Source organism: Luteibacter sp. UNCMF331Sha3.1 (genome assembly GCF_900109915.1).
GTDB lineage: Bacteria > Pseudomonadota > Gammaproteobacteria > Xanthomonadales > Rhodanobacteraceae > Luteibacter.
Map to the genome: position 1 here is coordinate 1 of NZ_FOBU01000007.1, position 16,863 is coordinate 16,863.

The 16,863-nt window shown below is 63.9% G+C and carries 13 protein-coding genes and 1 tRNA gene; all 14 read left to right on the forward strand.

All coding sequences use genetic code 11. From position 1 onward, the window contains the following. Positions 1-1,017, forward strand: a 1,017-nt coding sequence (tuf, locus tag BMX32_RS18245) for an elongation factor Tu (protein ID WP_139206789.1), incomplete at its 5' end; no start/stop codon positions are given. A gap of 93 nt (positions 1,018-1,110) precedes the next feature. Beyond that, positions 1,111-1,186: transfer RNA gene (locus tag BMX32_RS18250), tRNA-Trp, on the forward strand. A 13-nt stretch (positions 1,187-1,199) separates the two neighbouring features. After that, positions 1,200-1,595: a preprotein translocase subunit SecE gene (gene secE, locus BMX32_RS18255; RefSeq protein ID WP_089981572.1), complete on the forward strand. Its 396-nt coding sequence runs from the start codon at positions 1,200-1,202 to the stop codon at positions 1,593-1,595. A gap of 8 nt (positions 1,596-1,603) precedes the next feature. Next, the gene (gene nusG / locus BMX32_RS18260; protein WP_089981574.1) at positions 1,604-2,164 is read left to right on the forward strand and encodes a transcription termination/antitermination protein NusG; all 561 of its coding nucleotides are present in this window, start codon (positions 1,604-1,606) and stop codon (positions 2,162-2,164) included. A gap of 202 nt (positions 2,165-2,366) precedes the next feature. Next, positions 2,367-2,795 (forward strand): 50S ribosomal protein L11, encoded by a 429-nt coding sequence (rplK, locus tag BMX32_RS18265; protein ID WP_045829444.1) that lies wholly within the window; start codon positions 2,367-2,369, stop codon positions 2,793-2,795. 3 nt (positions 2,796-2,798) lie between these two features. Continuing rightward, positions 2,799-3,506 carry a 50S ribosomal protein L1 gene (gene rplA, locus BMX32_RS18270; RefSeq protein ID WP_089981576.1) on the forward strand — a complete coding sequence of 236 codons (708 nt, stop codon included), beginning with the start codon at positions 2,799-2,801 and terminating at the stop codon, positions 3,504-3,506. A gap of 340 nt (positions 3,507-3,846) precedes the next feature. After that, positions 3,847-4,380 (forward strand): 50S ribosomal protein L10, encoded by a 534-nt coding sequence (rplJ, locus tag BMX32_RS18275; protein WP_089981577.1) that lies wholly within the window; start codon positions 3,847-3,849, stop codon positions 4,378-4,380. Positions 4,381-4,425: 45 nt separating this feature from the next. After that, a complete protein-coding gene (gene rplL, locus BMX32_RS18280; protein ID WP_089981579.1) occupies positions 4,426-4,797 on the forward strand; it encodes a 50S ribosomal protein L7/L12 in 372 nt (123 codons plus the stop codon). Between the two features lie 243 nt (positions 4,798-5,040). Next, the gene (rpoB, locus tag BMX32_RS18285) at positions 5,041-9,210 is read left to right on the forward strand and encodes a DNA-directed RNA polymerase subunit beta (protein ID WP_089981581.1); all 4,170 of its coding nucleotides are present in this window, start codon (positions 5,041-5,043) and stop codon (positions 9,208-9,210) included. Between the two features lie 25 nt (positions 9,211-9,235). After that, positions 9,236-13,447, forward strand: coding sequence for a DNA-directed RNA polymerase subunit beta' (gene rpoC / locus BMX32_RS18290; protein WP_089981583.1), 4,212 nt, complete (start codon positions 9,236-9,238; stop codon positions 13,445-13,447). Between the two features lie 174 nt (positions 13,448-13,621). Beyond that, a complete protein-coding gene (gene rpsL / locus BMX32_RS18295) occupies positions 13,622-13,996 on the forward strand; it encodes a 30S ribosomal protein S12 (protein ID WP_036115505.1) in 375 nt (124 codons plus the stop codon). Between the two features lie 16 nt (positions 13,997-14,012). Next, positions 14,013-14,480, forward strand: coding sequence for a 30S ribosomal protein S7 (gene rpsG / locus BMX32_RS18300; protein ID WP_036140138.1), 468 nt, complete (start codon positions 14,013-14,015; stop codon positions 14,478-14,480). 29 nt (positions 14,481-14,509) lie between these two features. Next, positions 14,510-16,639, forward strand: a complete 2,130-nt coding sequence (fusA, locus tag BMX32_RS18305) for an elongation factor G (RefSeq protein WP_089981585.1) — start codon at positions 14,510-14,512, stop codon at positions 16,637-16,639. A 51-nt stretch (positions 16,640-16,690) separates the two neighbouring features. Further along, the coding region (locus tag BMX32_RS18310; RefSeq protein WP_244511608.1) for a GTP-binding protein at positions 16,691-16,863 on the forward strand (173 nt) is incomplete at its 3' end.

A 16,863-nucleotide genomic window follows, 5' to 3' on the forward strand; every position in this document is an offset into this window, starting at 1 on the left:
CGCGGCATCACGATCTCGACGGCTCACGTCGAATACGAATCGCCGACGCGTCACTACGGTCACGTCGATTGCCCGGGACATGCTGACTACGTCAAGAACATGATCACGGGTGCGGCGCAGATGGACGGCGCGATCCTGGTGTGCTCGGCCGCTGACGGCCCGATGCCGCAGACGCGCGAGCACATCCTGCTGTCGCGTCAGGTCGGCGTGCCGTACATCGTGGTCTTCCTGAACAAGGCGGACATGGTGGACGACGCCGAGCTGCTCGAGCTGGTCGAGATGGAAGTGCGCGAGCTGCTGTCGAAGTACGAGTTCCCGGGCGACGACACCCCGATCATCGCGGGTTCGGCGCGTCTGGCGCTGGACGGCGACCAGTCGGACATCGGCGTGCCGGCGATCATCAAGCTGGTCGACGCGCTCGACAGCTGGATCCCGGAGCCGGAGCGCGACATCGACAAGCCGTTCCTGCTGCCGGTGGAAGACGTGTTCTCGATCTCGGGTCGCGGCACGGTGCTGACCGGTCGCGTCGAGCGCGGCATCATCAAGGTGGGCGACCCGGCGGAAGTCGTGGGCCTGAAGGACACCCAGACCACGACGGTCACGGGCGTGGAGATGTTCCGCAAGCTGCTGGATCAGGGTCAGGCCGGTGACAACGTCGGCGTGCTGGTCCGCGGTCTGAAGCGCGAAGACGTCGAGCGCGGTCAGGTGCTGTCGAAGCCGGGTACGGTGACGCCGCACACGGAGTTCGAGGGTGAGGTGTACATCCTGTCGAAGGACGAGGGTGGCCGTCACACGCCGTTCTTCAGCAACTACCGTCCGCAGTTCTACTTCCGCACGACGGACGTCACGGGCTCGATCAAGCTGCCGGAAGGCACCGAGATGGTGATGCCGGGCGACAACGTGAAGATCGCGGTGACCCTGGGCTTCCCGATCGCCATGGACGAAGGCCTGCGTTTCGCGATCCGCGAAGGCGGCCGCACCGTCGGCGCCGGCGTGGTCTCGAAGATCACCAAGTAAGACAAGCGATGCCCGTCCTTCGGGGCGGGCACCCGGTCGCAGGGCGGGCAGGGCGCAAGCCTCCCGCCTTCGCGGTCCCACTGTTCCACCTGTACGCCAGTAGCTCAATTGGCAGAGCAGCGGTCTCCAAAACCGCAGGTTGGGGGTTCGAGTCCCTCCTGGCGTGCCACTCCTGAGTGCGCATGAATACGAAGGCACAAGAAGCCAAGGGTCTGGGCCCGGCCGATATCGGCAAGCTGGCGCTTGCGCTGGTCGTGCTCGCCGCGGGCATCGTCGGTTTCTACTATTTCAGCGATAACCCCAACGTGCCGTCGTTCGCGCGCGTGGTCGGCGTTATCGTCGCTATCGCGGCGGCCATGGCGATCGGTGCGTTCACCGGTCCGGGTCGTCGTCTGCGTGGCTTCATCGCCGAATCGCAGTTCGAGTTGCGCAAGGTCGTCTGGCCGTCGCGCGACGAAACCCTGAAGACGACCGGCGTGATCATCGTCGTCGTCATCATTCTTTCGCTGCTGATGGGCCTTATCGACTGGTTGCTCAAGACGGTCGTGCTCGATTGGCTGCTGAAGCTCGGACATTGAGGTAAGGCATGAGCAAGCGCTGGTACGTGGTTCACGCCTATTCGGGATTCGAGCAGCAGGTTCGCAAGGCTCTCGACGAGCGCGTCAAGCGCGAGGGCATGGAAGAAAAGTTCGGTGAGATCCTGGTCCCGACCGAGGAAGTCATCGAGATGCGCGGCGGCCAGAAGCGTCGCAGCGAGCGCAAGTTCTTCCCCGGTTACGTCCTGGTCCAGATCGAGACCGATACGAGCGGCAAGACGCCCCGCATCGACGACGAATGCTGGCATCTGGTCAAGGAAACCCCGAAGGTCATGGGTTTCATCGGCGGCACCGCCGACCGTCCGCATCCGATCCGCGACTCCGAGGCCGACGCCATCCTGAGCCGCGTGCGCGAGGGTGTCGAGAAGCCTCGTCCGAAGGTCCTCTTCGAGCCGGGCGAAATGGTCCGCGTCACCGAAGGTCCGTTCAACGACTTCAACGGCGTCGTCGAAGAAGTCAACTACGAAAAGAGCCGCCTGCGCGTCGCGGTGCTCATTTTCGGTCGTTCTACCCCGGTCGAGCTCGAGTTCGGCCAGGTGGAGAAGGCCTGACGGCCCTCTGACTGGCTTCGCCAGTCCTCCTCGGCACAGGGTTTGCATAGCCCGCGTGAGGAGCCTATAATGCCCGGTTCACGCTGGAGCCTTGCGCTCCGGCGTGTCCGTGTTTCAGGGGTTCGCAGGTGCGGGCCCCATCACCTCCAGGGATGGTCTACAGCGAGGAGCCGCAAGGCGCCAGCACTCGCGAGGAAAGCACATGGCAAAGAAAGTCATTGGTTACATCAAGTTGCAGGTCAAGGCCGGTCAGGCCAACCCGTCGCCGCCGGTCGGTCCGGCGCTCGGTCAGCGCGGTCTGAACATCATGGAGTTCTGCAAGGCGTTCAATGCCGCCACGCAGAAGCTCGAGCCGGGTCTTCCGATCCCGGTCGTGATCACCGCCTACTCCGACCGTACCTTCACCTTCATCACGAAGACCCCGCCGGCCTCGATCCTCCTCAAGAAGATCACGGGCGTGGCCAAGGGCTCGCAGAAGCCGAACACCGACAAGGTGGGCAAGGTCACCCGCGCCCAGCTCGAGGAGATCGCGAAGCAGAAGGAGCCGGATCTCACGGCTGCCGATCTGGATGCCGCCGTGCGTACGATCGCCGGCAGCGCGCGTTCCATGGGTCTGGTAGTGGAGGGTTAAGACATGGCAAAGCTCACGAAGCGTATGAAGGCCGCATCGGCCGCCGTCCAGCCCGGCAAGACCTATGGTCTCGACGAAGCGCTGAAGATCGTCAAGGACAACGCCAAGGCGAAGTTCGCCGAGTCGGTGGACGTCTCCGTCCGTCTGGGCATCGACGCCAAGAAGTCGGACCAGGGTGTGCGCGGTTCGTCGCTGCTGCCGCACGGCACCGGCAAGACCGTTCGCGTCGCCGTGTTCGTTCCGGCCGGCGAGAAGGCTGACGCCGCCCTCGCGGCGGGCGCCGACGCCGTCGGTATGGACGACCTCGCCGAGAAGATGGCGGCGGGCGACCTGAACTACGGTCGCGTCATCGCGACGCCGGACGCCATGCGCGTCGTCGGTAAGCTCGGTCAGGTCCTCGGTCCCCGCGGCCTGATGCCGAACCCGAAGGACGGCTCGGTCACCGCCGACGTCGCCACGGCCGTCAAGAACGCCAAGGCCGGCCAGGTCAAGTTCCGTAACGACAAGGGTGGCATCATCCACGCCACCATCGGCAAGGCGAGCTTCGACGCCGCCCAGCTGGCCGACAACCTGAATGCACTGATCGCCGATCTCGTGAAGGCCAAGCCGGCCGCCGCGAAGGGCCAGTACATCCAGAAGGTCGCGCTGTCGAGCACGATGGGCGTGGGCGTGCCGGTCGATACCTCGACCGTGAACACCTCGGCCAAGTAAGTGTTACGACCCCTGCCGGCTCCGCCGGCGGGGGCACGTTTTTGAGGGCAGCCCCGGTTGCAATACCGGGGCAGCCGTCAAAGACCGTAGGCGCGAACAGCGCGCGACGGCGACGAGCAGGGAGCTCGTGTTGGCAAGGAAACGCCGTCGTCGGCAGCGGGTTCGCTTAATCGGATGCCCGTACGGATCCAGCCTGCGTAGATGGTGCAGCCCCTTCTGGTATTCGTTTCGAATCTGGAAAGGCCACCACCCGGGACGTTCCCGTCCCCGACGTCAGGACGATGTCGCCCAGGACCGCAAGCGGCAGGAGTCGTGAGCGGAGTTCAATTGGAGGAGTGCAATGGCTCTCAATCTGTCCCAGAAGCAAGAAGTAGTCGCCGAGCTGGCAGAGGTCGCCGCGAAGGCGCACTCCCTGGTCGCCGCCGAGTACGCAGGCACCACGGTCTCCCAGATGACCGCGATGCGTAAGAAGGCCCGTGAGTCGGGCGTTTTCTTGAAAGTCGTCAAGAACACGCTCGCCGCGCGCGCCGTGGCCGGTACCGAATTCGAGGTCGTCAAGGACGTCCTGGTCGGTCCGCTGCTGTATGCGTTCTCGCTGGAAGAGCCCGGTGCTGCCGGGCGCGTGATCAAGGAATTCGCGAAGACCAACGACAAGCTGATCGCGAAGGTCGTGTCGGTGGAAGGCAAGCTCCTTCCGGCCGCTCACGTCGACGTGCTCGCGTCGCTGCCGACCCGCGAAGAAGCGCTGTCGATGCTTGCCCGCGTCCTGTCCGAACCGGCTGCGATGTTCGCACGCGCCGTCAAGGCAGTGGCCGACAAGCAGGGTGGTGGCGATGTCGCCGCAGAAGCCCCGGCCGAAGCCGAACCCGCCTAAGTTCGCCGACTTTTCTCATCGAAACTTTTTAGAAGGTACGAAACAATGTCCACCCTGACCACCGAACAGATCGTCGAAGCCATCAAGGCCAAGTCCCTGATGGAAATCATGGAGCTGGTGAAGTCGATCGAAGAAACCTTCGGCGTCTCGGCCGCTGCCCCGGTTGCCGCTGCCGCTGCCGGTCCGGCCGCTGCCGCTGCCGAAGAGCAGACCGAGTTCGACGTCATCCTGAAGTCCGCTGGCGACAAGAAGGTCGACGTCATCAAGGCCGTCCGTGCCATCACGGGCCTGGGCCTGAAGGAAGCGAAGGACCTCACCGAAGCCGGTGGCGTCGTGAAGGAAGGCGCTTCGAAGGAAGACGCCGCGAAGTTCAAGAAGGATCTCGAAGCTGCAGGCGCCACGGTCGAACTGAAGTAATCGGCGCCTTGCGCGCCCGTTGTTCGACATAGCGTCAAGTGAGCCCGGGGGCGTGAGCCCCCGGGCTTTGGCCGTTCCCCAAGGCCATGTTCCACGTTGGATGTCCGTTCCGTCGGAAATGGGACATCGCGATTCGAGAGCGCTTATCCGGGCTCCGCGGTTCGAATCCCGATCTCCGATTTTCGATTCACCTTAACCGTCGCGACACGCGGCGGTACTACAGAGACCGAGGCGGTAACCACCATGACCTACTCGTTTACCGAGAAGAAGCGCATCCGTAAGGATTTCGGCAAGCGTCCGCCCGTGCTGGGCGTGCCCAACCTGCTGACGATCCAGACCGACTCGTACAAGGAATTCCTGCAGGAGCAGGTCAGCTCCAAGCAGCGTGAAGAGAAGGGCCTGCATGCGGCCCTGAAGTCGGTGTTCCCGATTTCCAGCTACTCGGGCAACGCCGCCCTCGAATACGTGGACTACCGGCTCGGCGAGCCGGCGTTCGACGAGCGCGAGTGCCGCAACCGCGGCATGACGTTCGGCGCGCCCCTGCGCACGACCGTCCGCCTCGTGATCTACGACAAGGACAGCCCGGCCTCGAAGAAGGCCGTGAAGTACGTGAAGGAGCAGGAGGTCTACATGGGCGAGATTCCGCTCATGACCGAGACCGGCACCTTCATCATCAACGGCACCGAGCGCGTCATCGTCTCGCAGCTGCACCGTTCGCCGGGCGTGTTCTTCGATCACGACCGCGGCAAGACGCACAGCTCGGGCAAGCTGCTCTTCTCCGCCCGCGTGATTCCTTACCGTGGCTCGTGGCTCGACTTCGAGTTCGACCCGAAGGACGCGCTGTTCACCCGTATCGATCGTCGCCGCAAGCTGCCGGTGACGGTGCTGCTGCGCGCGCTCGGCTACAACAACGAGGAGATGCTCAGCATCTTCTTCGAGCACAACGTGTTCCACCTGGGCAAGAAGGGCACCGTCACGCTCGACCTCGTTGCCGAGCGTCTGCGTGGTGAAACCCTTTCGTTCGACCTCGTGGTCGACGGCAAGGTGCTGGTCGAAGCGGGCAAGCGCATCACCGCGCGCCACGTCCGCCAGCTGGCGAACGAGAAGATCACGACGCTCGAAGTGCCGGACGACTACCCGGTCGGCCGCATCGTCGCCGTCGACATGATCGACAAGGACACCGGCGAGATCATCGCCGCGGCCAACGACGAGCTGACCGCCGAGCACCTCGAGCGCCTCCGCAAGGGCGGTATCGAGACGGTGCCGACGCTGTACGTCAACGATCTCGATCGTGGCGCGTACATCTCGAACACCCTGCGCATCGACAACACGCGCACGCAGCTCGAGGCGCTGGTCGAAATCTACCGGATGATGCGTCCGGGCGAGCCGCCGACCAAGGACGCCGCGCAGAACCTGTTCTTCAATCTGTTCTTCACGTTCGACCGCTACGACCTCTCGGCCGTGGGTCGCATGAAGTTCAACCGTCGCGTGGGTCGCAAGGACGTCATCGGTCCGGGCGTGCTCTACGACCACAAGTACTTCGCCGAGCGCAAGGAAGAAGAGTCCCAGCGCCTGGTCGCCGAGCAGGGCGAGACGTCGGACATCCTCGACGTGCTGCGCGTGCTCATCGACATCCGCAACGGCACCGGCACGGTCGACGATATCGACCACCTGGGTAACCGTCGCGTGCGTTCGGTCGGCGAAATGGCGGAGAACACCTTCCGCATCGGTCTCGTCCGCGTCGAGCGCGCGGTTCGCGAGCGCCTGTCGCTGGCCGAATCGGAAGGCCTGACCCCCCAGGAACTCATCAACGCCAAGCCGGTCGCGGCGGCGGTGAAGGAGTTCTTCGGTTCGTCGCAGCTCTCCCAGTTCATGGATCAGAACAACCCGCTGTCCGAAGTGACCCACAAGCGCCGCGTGTCGGCGCTCGGACCGGGCGGCCTGACGCGCGAGCGCGCCGGCTTCGAAGTGCGCGACGTCCACCCGACCCACTACGGTCGCGTCTGCACCATCGAAACGCCGGAAGGCCCGAACATCGGCCTGATCAACTCGCTGGCCGTCTACGCCCGCACGAACGCCTACGGCTTCCTCGAGACGCCGTACCGCAAGGTCGAGAACGGCAAGGTGACCGACAAGGTCGATTACCTCTCCGCGATCGAGGAAGGCGACCACGTCATCGCCCAGGCGAACTCGCCGCTGTCGAAGGACGGCCGCTTCCTGGAAGATTTCGTGTCGTGCCGTTTCCGTGGCGAATCCGAGCTGCGTCCGTCGGCCGAGATCAACTACATGGACGTCTCGCCGATGCAGACCGTGTCGGTCGCGGCGGCACTCGTGCCGTTCCTCGAGCACGACGATGCGAACCGCGCGCTCATGGGCGCGAACATGCAGCGTCAGGCCGTTCCGACCCTGCGCAGCCAGAAGCCGCTCGTCGGCACGGGCATCGAGCGCGCCGTGGCGCGTGACTCGGGCGTGACCGTGTCGGCCCGTCGTGGCGGCGTCATCGACCAGGTCGATGCCGCCCGTATCGTCGTGCGCGTCAACGAAGCCGAAGTCGGCGACGATGATGCCGGCGTCGATATCTACACGCTGACCAAGTACACCCGCTCCAACCAGAACACCAACCTCAACCAGCGCCCGCTGGTGAACGTCGGCGACGTGGTGGCGGTGGGCGACACGCTGGCGGACGGTTCCTCGACCGACCTCGGCGAGCTCGCGCTCGGCCAGAACATGCTCGTCGCGTTCATGCCGTGGAACGGCTACAACTTCGAAGACTCGATCCTGATCTCCGAGCGCGTGGTCCAGGAAGACCGTTACACCTCGATCCACATCGAGGAAATGACCTGCATCGCCCGCGACACCAAGCTCGGTGCCGAGGAAATCACCGCGGACATCCCGAACGTCGGCGAGCAGGCGCTCGCGCGTCTCGACGAGTCCGGCATCGTGTACATCGGTGCGGAAGTGAAGGCGGGCGACATCCTCGTCGGCAAGGTCACGCCGAAGGGCGAGAGCCAGCTGACGCCGGAAGAAAAGCTCCTCCGCGCCATCTTCGGCGAGAAGGCTTCGGACGTTAAGGACAGCTCGCTGCGCGTGCCCCCGGGCATGGACGGCAACGTCATCGACGTGCAGGTCTTCACCCGCGACGGCATCGAGAAGGACAAGCGCGCCAAGCAGATCGAAGAGACCGAACTGAAGCGTATCCGCAAGGATCTCGACGACCAGTTCCGCATCCTCGAAGGCGCGATCTACGCCCGTATGCGTTCGCAGCTGGTGGGCAAGACCGCGATGAGCGGCCCGGCCGGCCTGAAGCGTGGCGCCACCATCGACGACGCGTACCTCGACGGCCTGAAGAAGGACGACTGGTTCAAGATCAACGTCAAGGAAGAGGAAGTCTCCGAGTTCCTCGAGCGCGCCGCCGAGCAGGTCAAGCGTCACCGCGAAGCCTTCGACAAGCGCTTCAAGGAGAAGCAGGGCAAGATCACCCAGGGCGACGACCTCGCTCCGGGCGTGCTCAAGATGGTCAAGGTCTACCTGGCCGTGAAGCGCCGCATCCAGCCCGGCGACAAGATGGCAGGCCGCCACGGCAACAAGGGCGTCGTGTCGATGATCGTTCCGGTCGAGGACATGCCGTTCTCCGCCGACGGTCGTCCGGTCGACATCTGCCTGAACCCGCTGGGCGTGCCGTCGCGTATGAACATCGGCCAGATCCTCGAGGTTCACCTCGGCTGGGCGGCGAAGGGCCTGGGTCACAAGATCTCGGCCATGATCGAAGCCAACGAGAAGCCCGCGAAGCTGCGCGAGTTCCTCGACGAGGTCTACAACCACGGCAACGCCGGTGCCGAAGGCGCGGTGCGTCATGTCGACCTCAAGTCGATGTCGGACGCCGAGATCGTCCAGCTCGCCGACAACCTGCGTGACGGCGTGCCGATGGCGACGCCGGTCTTCGACGGTGCCGAGGAAACCGAGATCAAGCACATGCTGAAGCTCGCCGACCTGCCGGAATCCGGCCAGACGGTGCTCTTCGACGGCCGCACGGGCGAGGCGTTCGATCGCCCGGTCACGGTCGGCTACATGCACATGCTGAAACTGAACCACCTCGTCGACGACAAGATGCACGCGCGTTCGACGGGTCCGTACTCGCTCGTCACCCAGCAGCCGCTGGGCGGCAAGGCGCAGTTCGGCGGTCAGCGCTTCGGCGAAATGGAAGTCTGGGCGCTCGAGGCCTATGGCGCGGCGTACACCCTGCAGGAAATGCTGACCGTCAAGTCGGACGACGTGCAGGGCCGCAACCAGATGTACAAGAACATTGTGGACGGCAACCACGAAATGGCCGCAGGCATGCCGGAATCCTTCAACGTGCTCGTGAAGGAAATCCGCTCGCTCGGTATCGACATCGAACTCGAAGAGATCAAGTGATCGTCGCGGCTACCGGAGATTACGCATGAAAGACCTGCTCAATCTGTTCAACCAGCAGCGACAGACGCTGGATTTCGACGCGATCAAGATCGCTCTGGCTTCGCCGGAGCTGATCCGCTCGTGGTCGTACGGCGAAGTCAAGAAGCCGGAAACCATCAACTACCGCACGTTCAAGCCCGAGCGTGACGGTCTGTTCTGCGCGGCCATTTTCGGTCCGATCAAGGACTACGAATGCCTGTGCGGCAAGTACAAGCGCATGAAGCATCGCGGCGTCGTCTGCGAGAAGTGCGGCACCGAGGTCACGCTGGCCAAGGTCCGTCGCGAGCGCATGGGTCACATCGAGCTCGCCAGCCCGACGGCGCACATCTGGTTCCTGAAGTCGCTGCCGTCGCGCATCGGCCTCATGCTGGACATGACGCTGCGTGACATCGAGCGCATCCTGTACTTCGAAGCCTTCGTCGTGATCGATCCGGGCCTGACCGCGCTCGAGCGCGGTCAGCTGCTCAGCGAAGACCAGTACCTGGAAGCGACCGAAGAGCACGGCGACGAGTTCGACGCCCGCATGGGTGCCGAGGCCGTCTACGAGCTGCTGAAGAGCCTCGACCTGCCGGGCGAAGTCATCCGCCTGAAGGAAGAGATCTCGTCGACCAACTCCGAGACCAAGCTCAAGCGCCTCACCAAGCGCGTGAAGCTGATCGAGGCGTTCCTCGAGTCGGGCAACAAGCCGGAATGGATGGTCCTGACCGTCCTGCCGGTGCTGCCGCCCGACCTGCGTCCGCTCGTCCCGCTGGACGGCGGCCGTTTCGCGACGTCGGATCTGAACGACCTGTACCGCCGCGTCATCAACCGTAACAACCGCCTTAAGCGTCTGCTCGAACTCGCCGCGCCCGACATCATCGTGCGCAACGAGAAGCGCATGCTGCAGGAATCGGTCGACGCGCTGCTCGACAACGGCCGTCGCGGTCGTGCCATCACCGGCACGAACAAGCGCGCGCTGAAGTCGCTCGCCGACATGATCAAGGGCAAGCAGGGCCGCTTCCGCCAGAACCTGCTCGGCAAGCGCGTCGACTACTCGGGCCGTTCGGTCATCGTGGTCGGCCCGACGCTGCGCCTGCACCAGTGCGGCCTGCCGAAGAAGATGGCGCTCGAGCTCTTCAAGCCCTTCATCTTCGCCAAGCTCCAGGCGCGTGGCGAAGCCACGACGATCAAGGCGGCGAAGAAGCTCGTCGAGCGCGAAGAAGCGCAGGTCTGGGACATCCTCGAGGAGGTCATCCGCGAGCACCCGGTCATGCTCAACCGTGCGCCGACCCTGCATCGTCTGGGTATCCAGGCGTTCGAGCCGGTCCTGATCGAAGGCAAGGCGATCCAGCTGCATCCGCTGGTGTGTACGGCGTTCAACGCCGACTTCGACGGTGACCAGATGGCCGTCCACGTGCCGCTGTCGATCGAGGCGCAGCTCGAAGCCCGCGCCCTGATGATGTCGTCGAACAACATCCTGTCGCCGGCGAACGGCGAGCCGATCATCGTGCCGTCGCAGGACGTCGTGCTCGGCCTGTACTACATGACCCGCGAGCTGATCAACGCGAAGGGCGCCGGCATGGTGTTCGCGAACGTCGGCGAAGTCCGTCGTGCGTACGACAACCGTGCGGTCGAGCTCCACGCCAAGGTCAAGGTGCGCGTGCGCACGGTCGAGACCGTCGATGGCGAGCGCGTCGAGCGTCACGTCCTCGTCGACACGACGATCGGTCGCGCGCTGCTCGCCGAGATCATTCCGGAAGGCCTGCCGTTCGCGCTGGTCAACACGGAGCTCACCAAGAAGAACATCTCGCGCCTGATCAACCAGAGCTATCGTCTGCTCGGTCTGAAGGAATCGGTCGTGTTCGCCGACAAGCTGATGTACACCGGCTTCCGTTTCGCGACGCGCGCCGGCATCTCTATCGGCATCGACGACATGAAGATCCCGGGCGAGAAGAAGGGCATCCTCGAGGAAGCCGAAAAGGAAGTCGTCGAGATCCAGGAGCAGTACCAGTCGGGTCTCGTCACCGCCGGCGAACGCTACAACAAGGTCGTCGACATCTGGTCGCGTACCAACGAACTCGTCGCCAAGGCGATGATCGACGGTATCGGCACGGAGAAGGTGCAGGACGCCGAAGGCAAGACGGTCAATCAGAAGTCCATGAACTCGCTGTACATCATGGCGGACTCCGGTGCGCGTGGTAGCGCGGCCCAGATCCGTCAGCTGGCGGGTATGCGTGGCCTGATGGCCCGTCCGGATGGCTCGATCATCGAGACGCCCATCAAGGCGAACTTCCGCGAAGGCCTGAACGTCCTCCAGTACTTCAACTCGACCCACGGCGCCCGTAAGGGTCTCGCGGATACCGCGCTGAAGACCGCCAACTCCGGTTACCTCACCCGTCGTCTCGTCGACGTGGCGCAGGACGTCGTCATTACCGAGCACGATTGCGGCACGGAAGACGGTGTGCTGATGTCGCCGATCGTCGAAGGCGGTGACGTGGTCGAGCCGCTGCGCGAGCGCGTGCTGGGCCGTGTGGTGGTCGAGGACGTCTACGCCCCCGGCGACGACGACGAGCCGATCGTCACCCGCGACACGCTGCTCGACGAGTACCTGGTCGACAAGCTCGACAAGGCCGGCGTGCAGCTGATCAAGGTCCGTTCGCCGATCACCTGCCGTGCCAGCCACGGCGTGTGCGCCCTGTGCTACGGCCGCGACCTCGCTCGCGGTCACCTGGTCAACATGGGCGAGGCCGTGGGTGTGGTCGCCGCTCAGTCGATCGGTGAGCCGGGTACCCAGCTCACGATGCGTACGTTCCACATCGGTGGTGCGGCGTCGCGAGCGGCCGCGGTCGACAACGTCACCGTCCGCACCACGGGCGCGCTGAAGTTCAACAACCTGAAGTCGGTCGAGCACTCCCAGGGTCACCTGGTGGCGGTCTCGCGTTCGGGCGAAGTGAGCGTCATCGATGCCAACGGTCGCGAGCGCGAGCGTTACAAGGTGCCTTACGGTGCGACGATCGCCGTGAAGGACGGCGACCCGGTGAAGGCCGGCCAGACCGTCGCGAACTGGGATCCGCATACCCACCCGATCGTCACGGAAGTGGCCGGTGTGGTCCGCTTCATCGACTTCATCGATGGCGTGACCGTCCAGTCGCAGACCGACGAACTGACCGGCCTCGAGTCGGCCGTGGTGACCGATCCGAAGCGTCGCGGTACGCAGGCCAAGGATCTGCGCCCGATCGTCCGCCTGGAAGACAGCAAGGGCCGCGAGCTCAAGCTGCCGGGCACGGACATCGCCGCCCAGTACTTCCTGCCGGCCGGCGCGATCGTGTCGATCCAGAACGGCGCCGAAGTGGGCGTGGGTGACGTCGTCGCCCGTATCCCGCAGGAAACGTCGAAGACCCGCGACATCACCGGTGGTCTTCCGCGCGTCGCCGATCTGTTCGAAGCCCGCAAGCCGAAGGAGCCGGCGATCCTCGCGGAGCGCTCGGGTATCGTCAGCTTCGGCAAGGACACCAAGGGCAAGCAGCGTCTCATCATCAAGGACGTGGACGGCAACGAGCACGAGGAGCTGATTCCCAAGTGGCGTCAGGTCATCGTCTTCGAAGGCGAGCACGTGGAGAAGGGCGAAACCGTCGTCGACGGCGAGCCGAATCCGCATGACATCCTGCGCCTGCTGGGTGTCGAGCCGCTGGCCTCGTACCTGGTCAAGGAAATCCAGGACGTCTACCGCCTGCAGGGCGTGAAGATCAACGACAAGCACATCGAAGCGATCATTCGCCAGATGCTCCGCAAGGTCGAGATCACCGAGGCGGGGGACAGCACGTACCTGCGCGGCGAGCAGGTCGAGCGCGTCCGGATCAACGAGGAGAACGACCGGGCCGAAGCCCGGGGCGAGCGTCGCGCCCAGTTCGAGTCGGTCCTGCTCGGCATCACCAAGGCATCGCTGGCCACCGAGTCGTTCATTTCGGCGGCTTCGTTCCAGGAAACCACCCGCGTCCTCACCGAGGCGGCGGTTCGTGGCACCCGCGATACGTTGCGTGGCCTGAAGGAAAATGTTATTGTTGGGCGGCTAATCCCTGCGGGTACGGGTCTGGCTTACCACGCTGCGCGTCGTAACCGGGGCGGTCTGACGGCTTCGGAACTCGAAACCCTCTCGGGTTCGGCGCCGGTCGTCACGTTCGAAGAGGCACCCGCCGGGTCCAACGATAGCGCCGAGTAACGCCCGTACCCGGGTTTTACTCGTACATACGAAATGAGGCGCACGGATGCGCCTCGTGTTCGGATTCAGGGACGATGGGCGTTGGCTCGCACCGCGGGCGGCGCACGTTAACAACAGCTTCTCTGGCGGGCCGATCATTCGGTCTGCCTTTATGTTTCTCAGGAATAGCTTCGCATGACGACAGTCAACCAGTTGGTGCGCAAATCCCGCAGCCCGAAGGCCTACAAGAGCGCTTCGCCGGCACTGCAGAGCAGCCCGCAGCGTCGCGGCGTCTGCACGCGCGTTTACACGACCACCCCGAAGAAGCCGAACTCGGCGCTGCGTAAGGTTGCCAAGGTGCGCCTCACCAACGGTTTCGAAGTCATCAGCTACATCGGTGGCGAAGGTCACAACCTCCAGGAGCACTCGGTGGTCCTGATCCGTGGCGGTCGCGTCAAGGATCTCCCGGGTGTGCGTTACCACACGGTTCGCGGCAGTCTCGACTGCGCCGGCGTGACCAAGCGTCGCAAGTCGCGCTCGAAGTACGGCGCCAAGCGCCCGAAGAGCTGAGTAAAGGACAAGAATTATGTCGCGTAAAGGTTCCCATCCCGCCCGTGTGGTCCTCCCGGACCCGAAGCACGGAAGCCAGCTGATTGCCCGCTTCATCAACATGGTGATGAAGTCCGGCAAGAAGTCCGTCGCCGAATCCATCGTGTACGGTGCTCTCGAAGAAATCGGCAAGAAGCACGCTGAAGCCGTGCAGCTCGTCGAGAAGGCCCTGGGCAACATCGCCCCGGCCGTCGAGGTGAAGTCGCGTCGCGTTGGCGGTGCCACGTACCAGGTGCCGGTCGAAGTCCGTCCGGGCCGTCGTATGGCTCTCGCCATGCGTTGGGTGATCGACGCGGCGCGCAAGCGCGGCGAGACGTCCATGCCGCGCAAGCTGGCCGCCGAACTGCTCGAAGCCTCGGAATCCCGTGGCGGCGCCGTCAAGAAGCGCGAAGAAACGCATCGCATGGCAGAGGCCAACAAGGCCTTCTCGCATTACCGCTGGTAATCACTACAGCTTCAGATTGAGGAAAGACCGTGGCACGCACCACTCCCATCGAGCGCTACCGCAACTTCGGCATCATGGCTCACATCGATGCCGGCAAGACCACGACCACGGAGCGCATCCTGTTCTACACCGGTGTCAGTCATAAGATTGGCGAGGTGCATGACGGTGCGGCGACGATGGACTGGATGGAGCAGGAGCAGGAGCGCGGCATCACCATCACTTCCGCTGCCACCACGGCATTCTGGAAGGGCATGGACCGTTCGCTGCCCGAGCACCGCTTCAACATCATCGATACCCCGGGACACGTCGACTTCACCATCGAAGTGGAGCGTTCGCTCCGCGTGCTCGACGGTGCCGTCTTCGTGCTCTGCGCCGTGGGTGGCGTGCAGCCGCAGTCGGAAACCGTGTGGCGTCAGGCCAACCGGTACAAGGTTCCGCGCCTCGCGTTCGTCAACAAGATGGACCGCACGGGTGCGAACTTCTACAAGGTCGTCGACCAGCTGAAGTCGCGCCTCGCCGCCAACCCGGTGCCGATGCAGGTGCCGATCGGTGCCGAAGACAACTTCGAAGGCGTCGTCGATCTCCTCAAGATGAAGGCCATCAAGTGGGACATGGAGTCCCAGGGCATGAAGTTCGAATACGTCGATATCCCGGCGGAACTCCAGGCCAAGGCCGAAGAAGATCGTACGGCCATGATCGAAGCCGCGGCGGAAGCCACGGAAGAGATGATGGACAAGTACCTCGGCGGCGAAGAGCTGACGGAGGCCGAGATCATCGAAGGCTTGCGTCTGCGCACGCTGAAGAGCGAGATCATTCCGGTCTTCTGCGGTACCGCGTTCAAGAACAAGGGCGTCCAGGCGATGCTCGACGCCGTGGTCAACCTGCTGCCGTCGCCGATCGACCGTCCGCCGGTCGAGGGTGTCAACGAAGACGAGCAGCCGGATACCCGTCCGGCGAAGGACGACGCTCCGTTCTCGGCGCTCGCGTTCAAGATCATGACCGATCCGTTCGTCGGCGCGCTGACGTTCTTCCGTGTCTACTCGGGCACGCTGAACGCCGGTGACCAGGTGTACAACCCGGTCAAGTCGAAGAAGGAGCGCATCGGCCGCATCCTGCAGATGCACGCCAACGAGCGTCACGAGCTGAAGGAAGTCCGTGCTGGCGACATCGCCGCCGCGGTCGGCCTGAAGGACGTCACGACCGGCGACACGCTGTGCGCGCAGGATCACATCATCACCCTGGAGCGCATGTCGTTCCCGGAGCCGGTGATTTCGATGGCGGTCGAGCCGAAGACCAAGTCGGACCAGGAAAAGATGGGTATCGCCCTCGGCCGTCTGGCCGCGGAAGATCCGTCGTTCCGCGTCCGCACGGACGAAGAGTCGGGTCAGACGATCATCTCGGGCATGGGCGAGCTTCACCTGGACATCCTGGTGGACCGCATGCGCCGCGAGTTCAACGTCGAAGCCAACGTGGGCAAGCCGCAGGTGGCTTACCGCGAGACGATTCAGGCCTCGGACGTCAAGTCGGACTACAAGCACGCCAAGCAGTCGGGTGGTAAGGGTCAGTACGGTCACGTCGTGATCGAACTGTCGCCGATCACGGACGCCGATCGTGCGGACGAGAAGCTCGCCGCCGGCATCAAGGACGACTTCCTGTTCATCAACGACATCACGGGCGGTGTGATTCCGAAGGAATTCATCCCGTCGGTCGAGAAGGGCCTGCGCGAGACGATCACCTCGGGTCCGCTGGCTGGCTTCCCGGTCGTGAACACGAAGGTCAAGCTCGTCTTCGGTTCGTACCACGACGTCGACTCGTCCGAAATGGCGTTCAAGCTCGCCGCTTCGATGGCGTTCAAGCAGGGCTTCGCGAAGGCGCAGCCGGTTCTGCTCGAGCCGATCATGAAGGTCGAGGTCGTGACGCCGGAAGACTACGTCGGTGACGTGATGGGCGATATCTCGCGTCGTCGCGGCATGCTGACCGGTCAGGAAGAAACGCCGTCGGGTAAGACCGTCAACGCGATGATTCCGCTGGGTGAGATGTTCGGCTACGCCACGTCGCTGCGTTCGCAGACCCAGGGTCGCGCAACGTTCACGATGGAGTTCGACCACTACGAGCCGGCGCCGAAGAATATCGCCGACGAGGTCATGAAGAAGTCCTGATAAGGGCTTCTTCTCTCAAAACATACAACGTTCTTTTAGAGGTTTAGAGTCATGGCAAAGGGTAAGTTCGAGCGCAAGAAGCCGCACGTCAACGTCGGCACCATCGGTCACGTCGATCACGGCAAGACCACGCTGACCGCCGCGCTGACGAAGATCGGCGCCGAGCGTTTCGGTGGCGAATTCAAGGATTACGGTTCGATCGACGCCGCGCCGGAAGAGAAGGC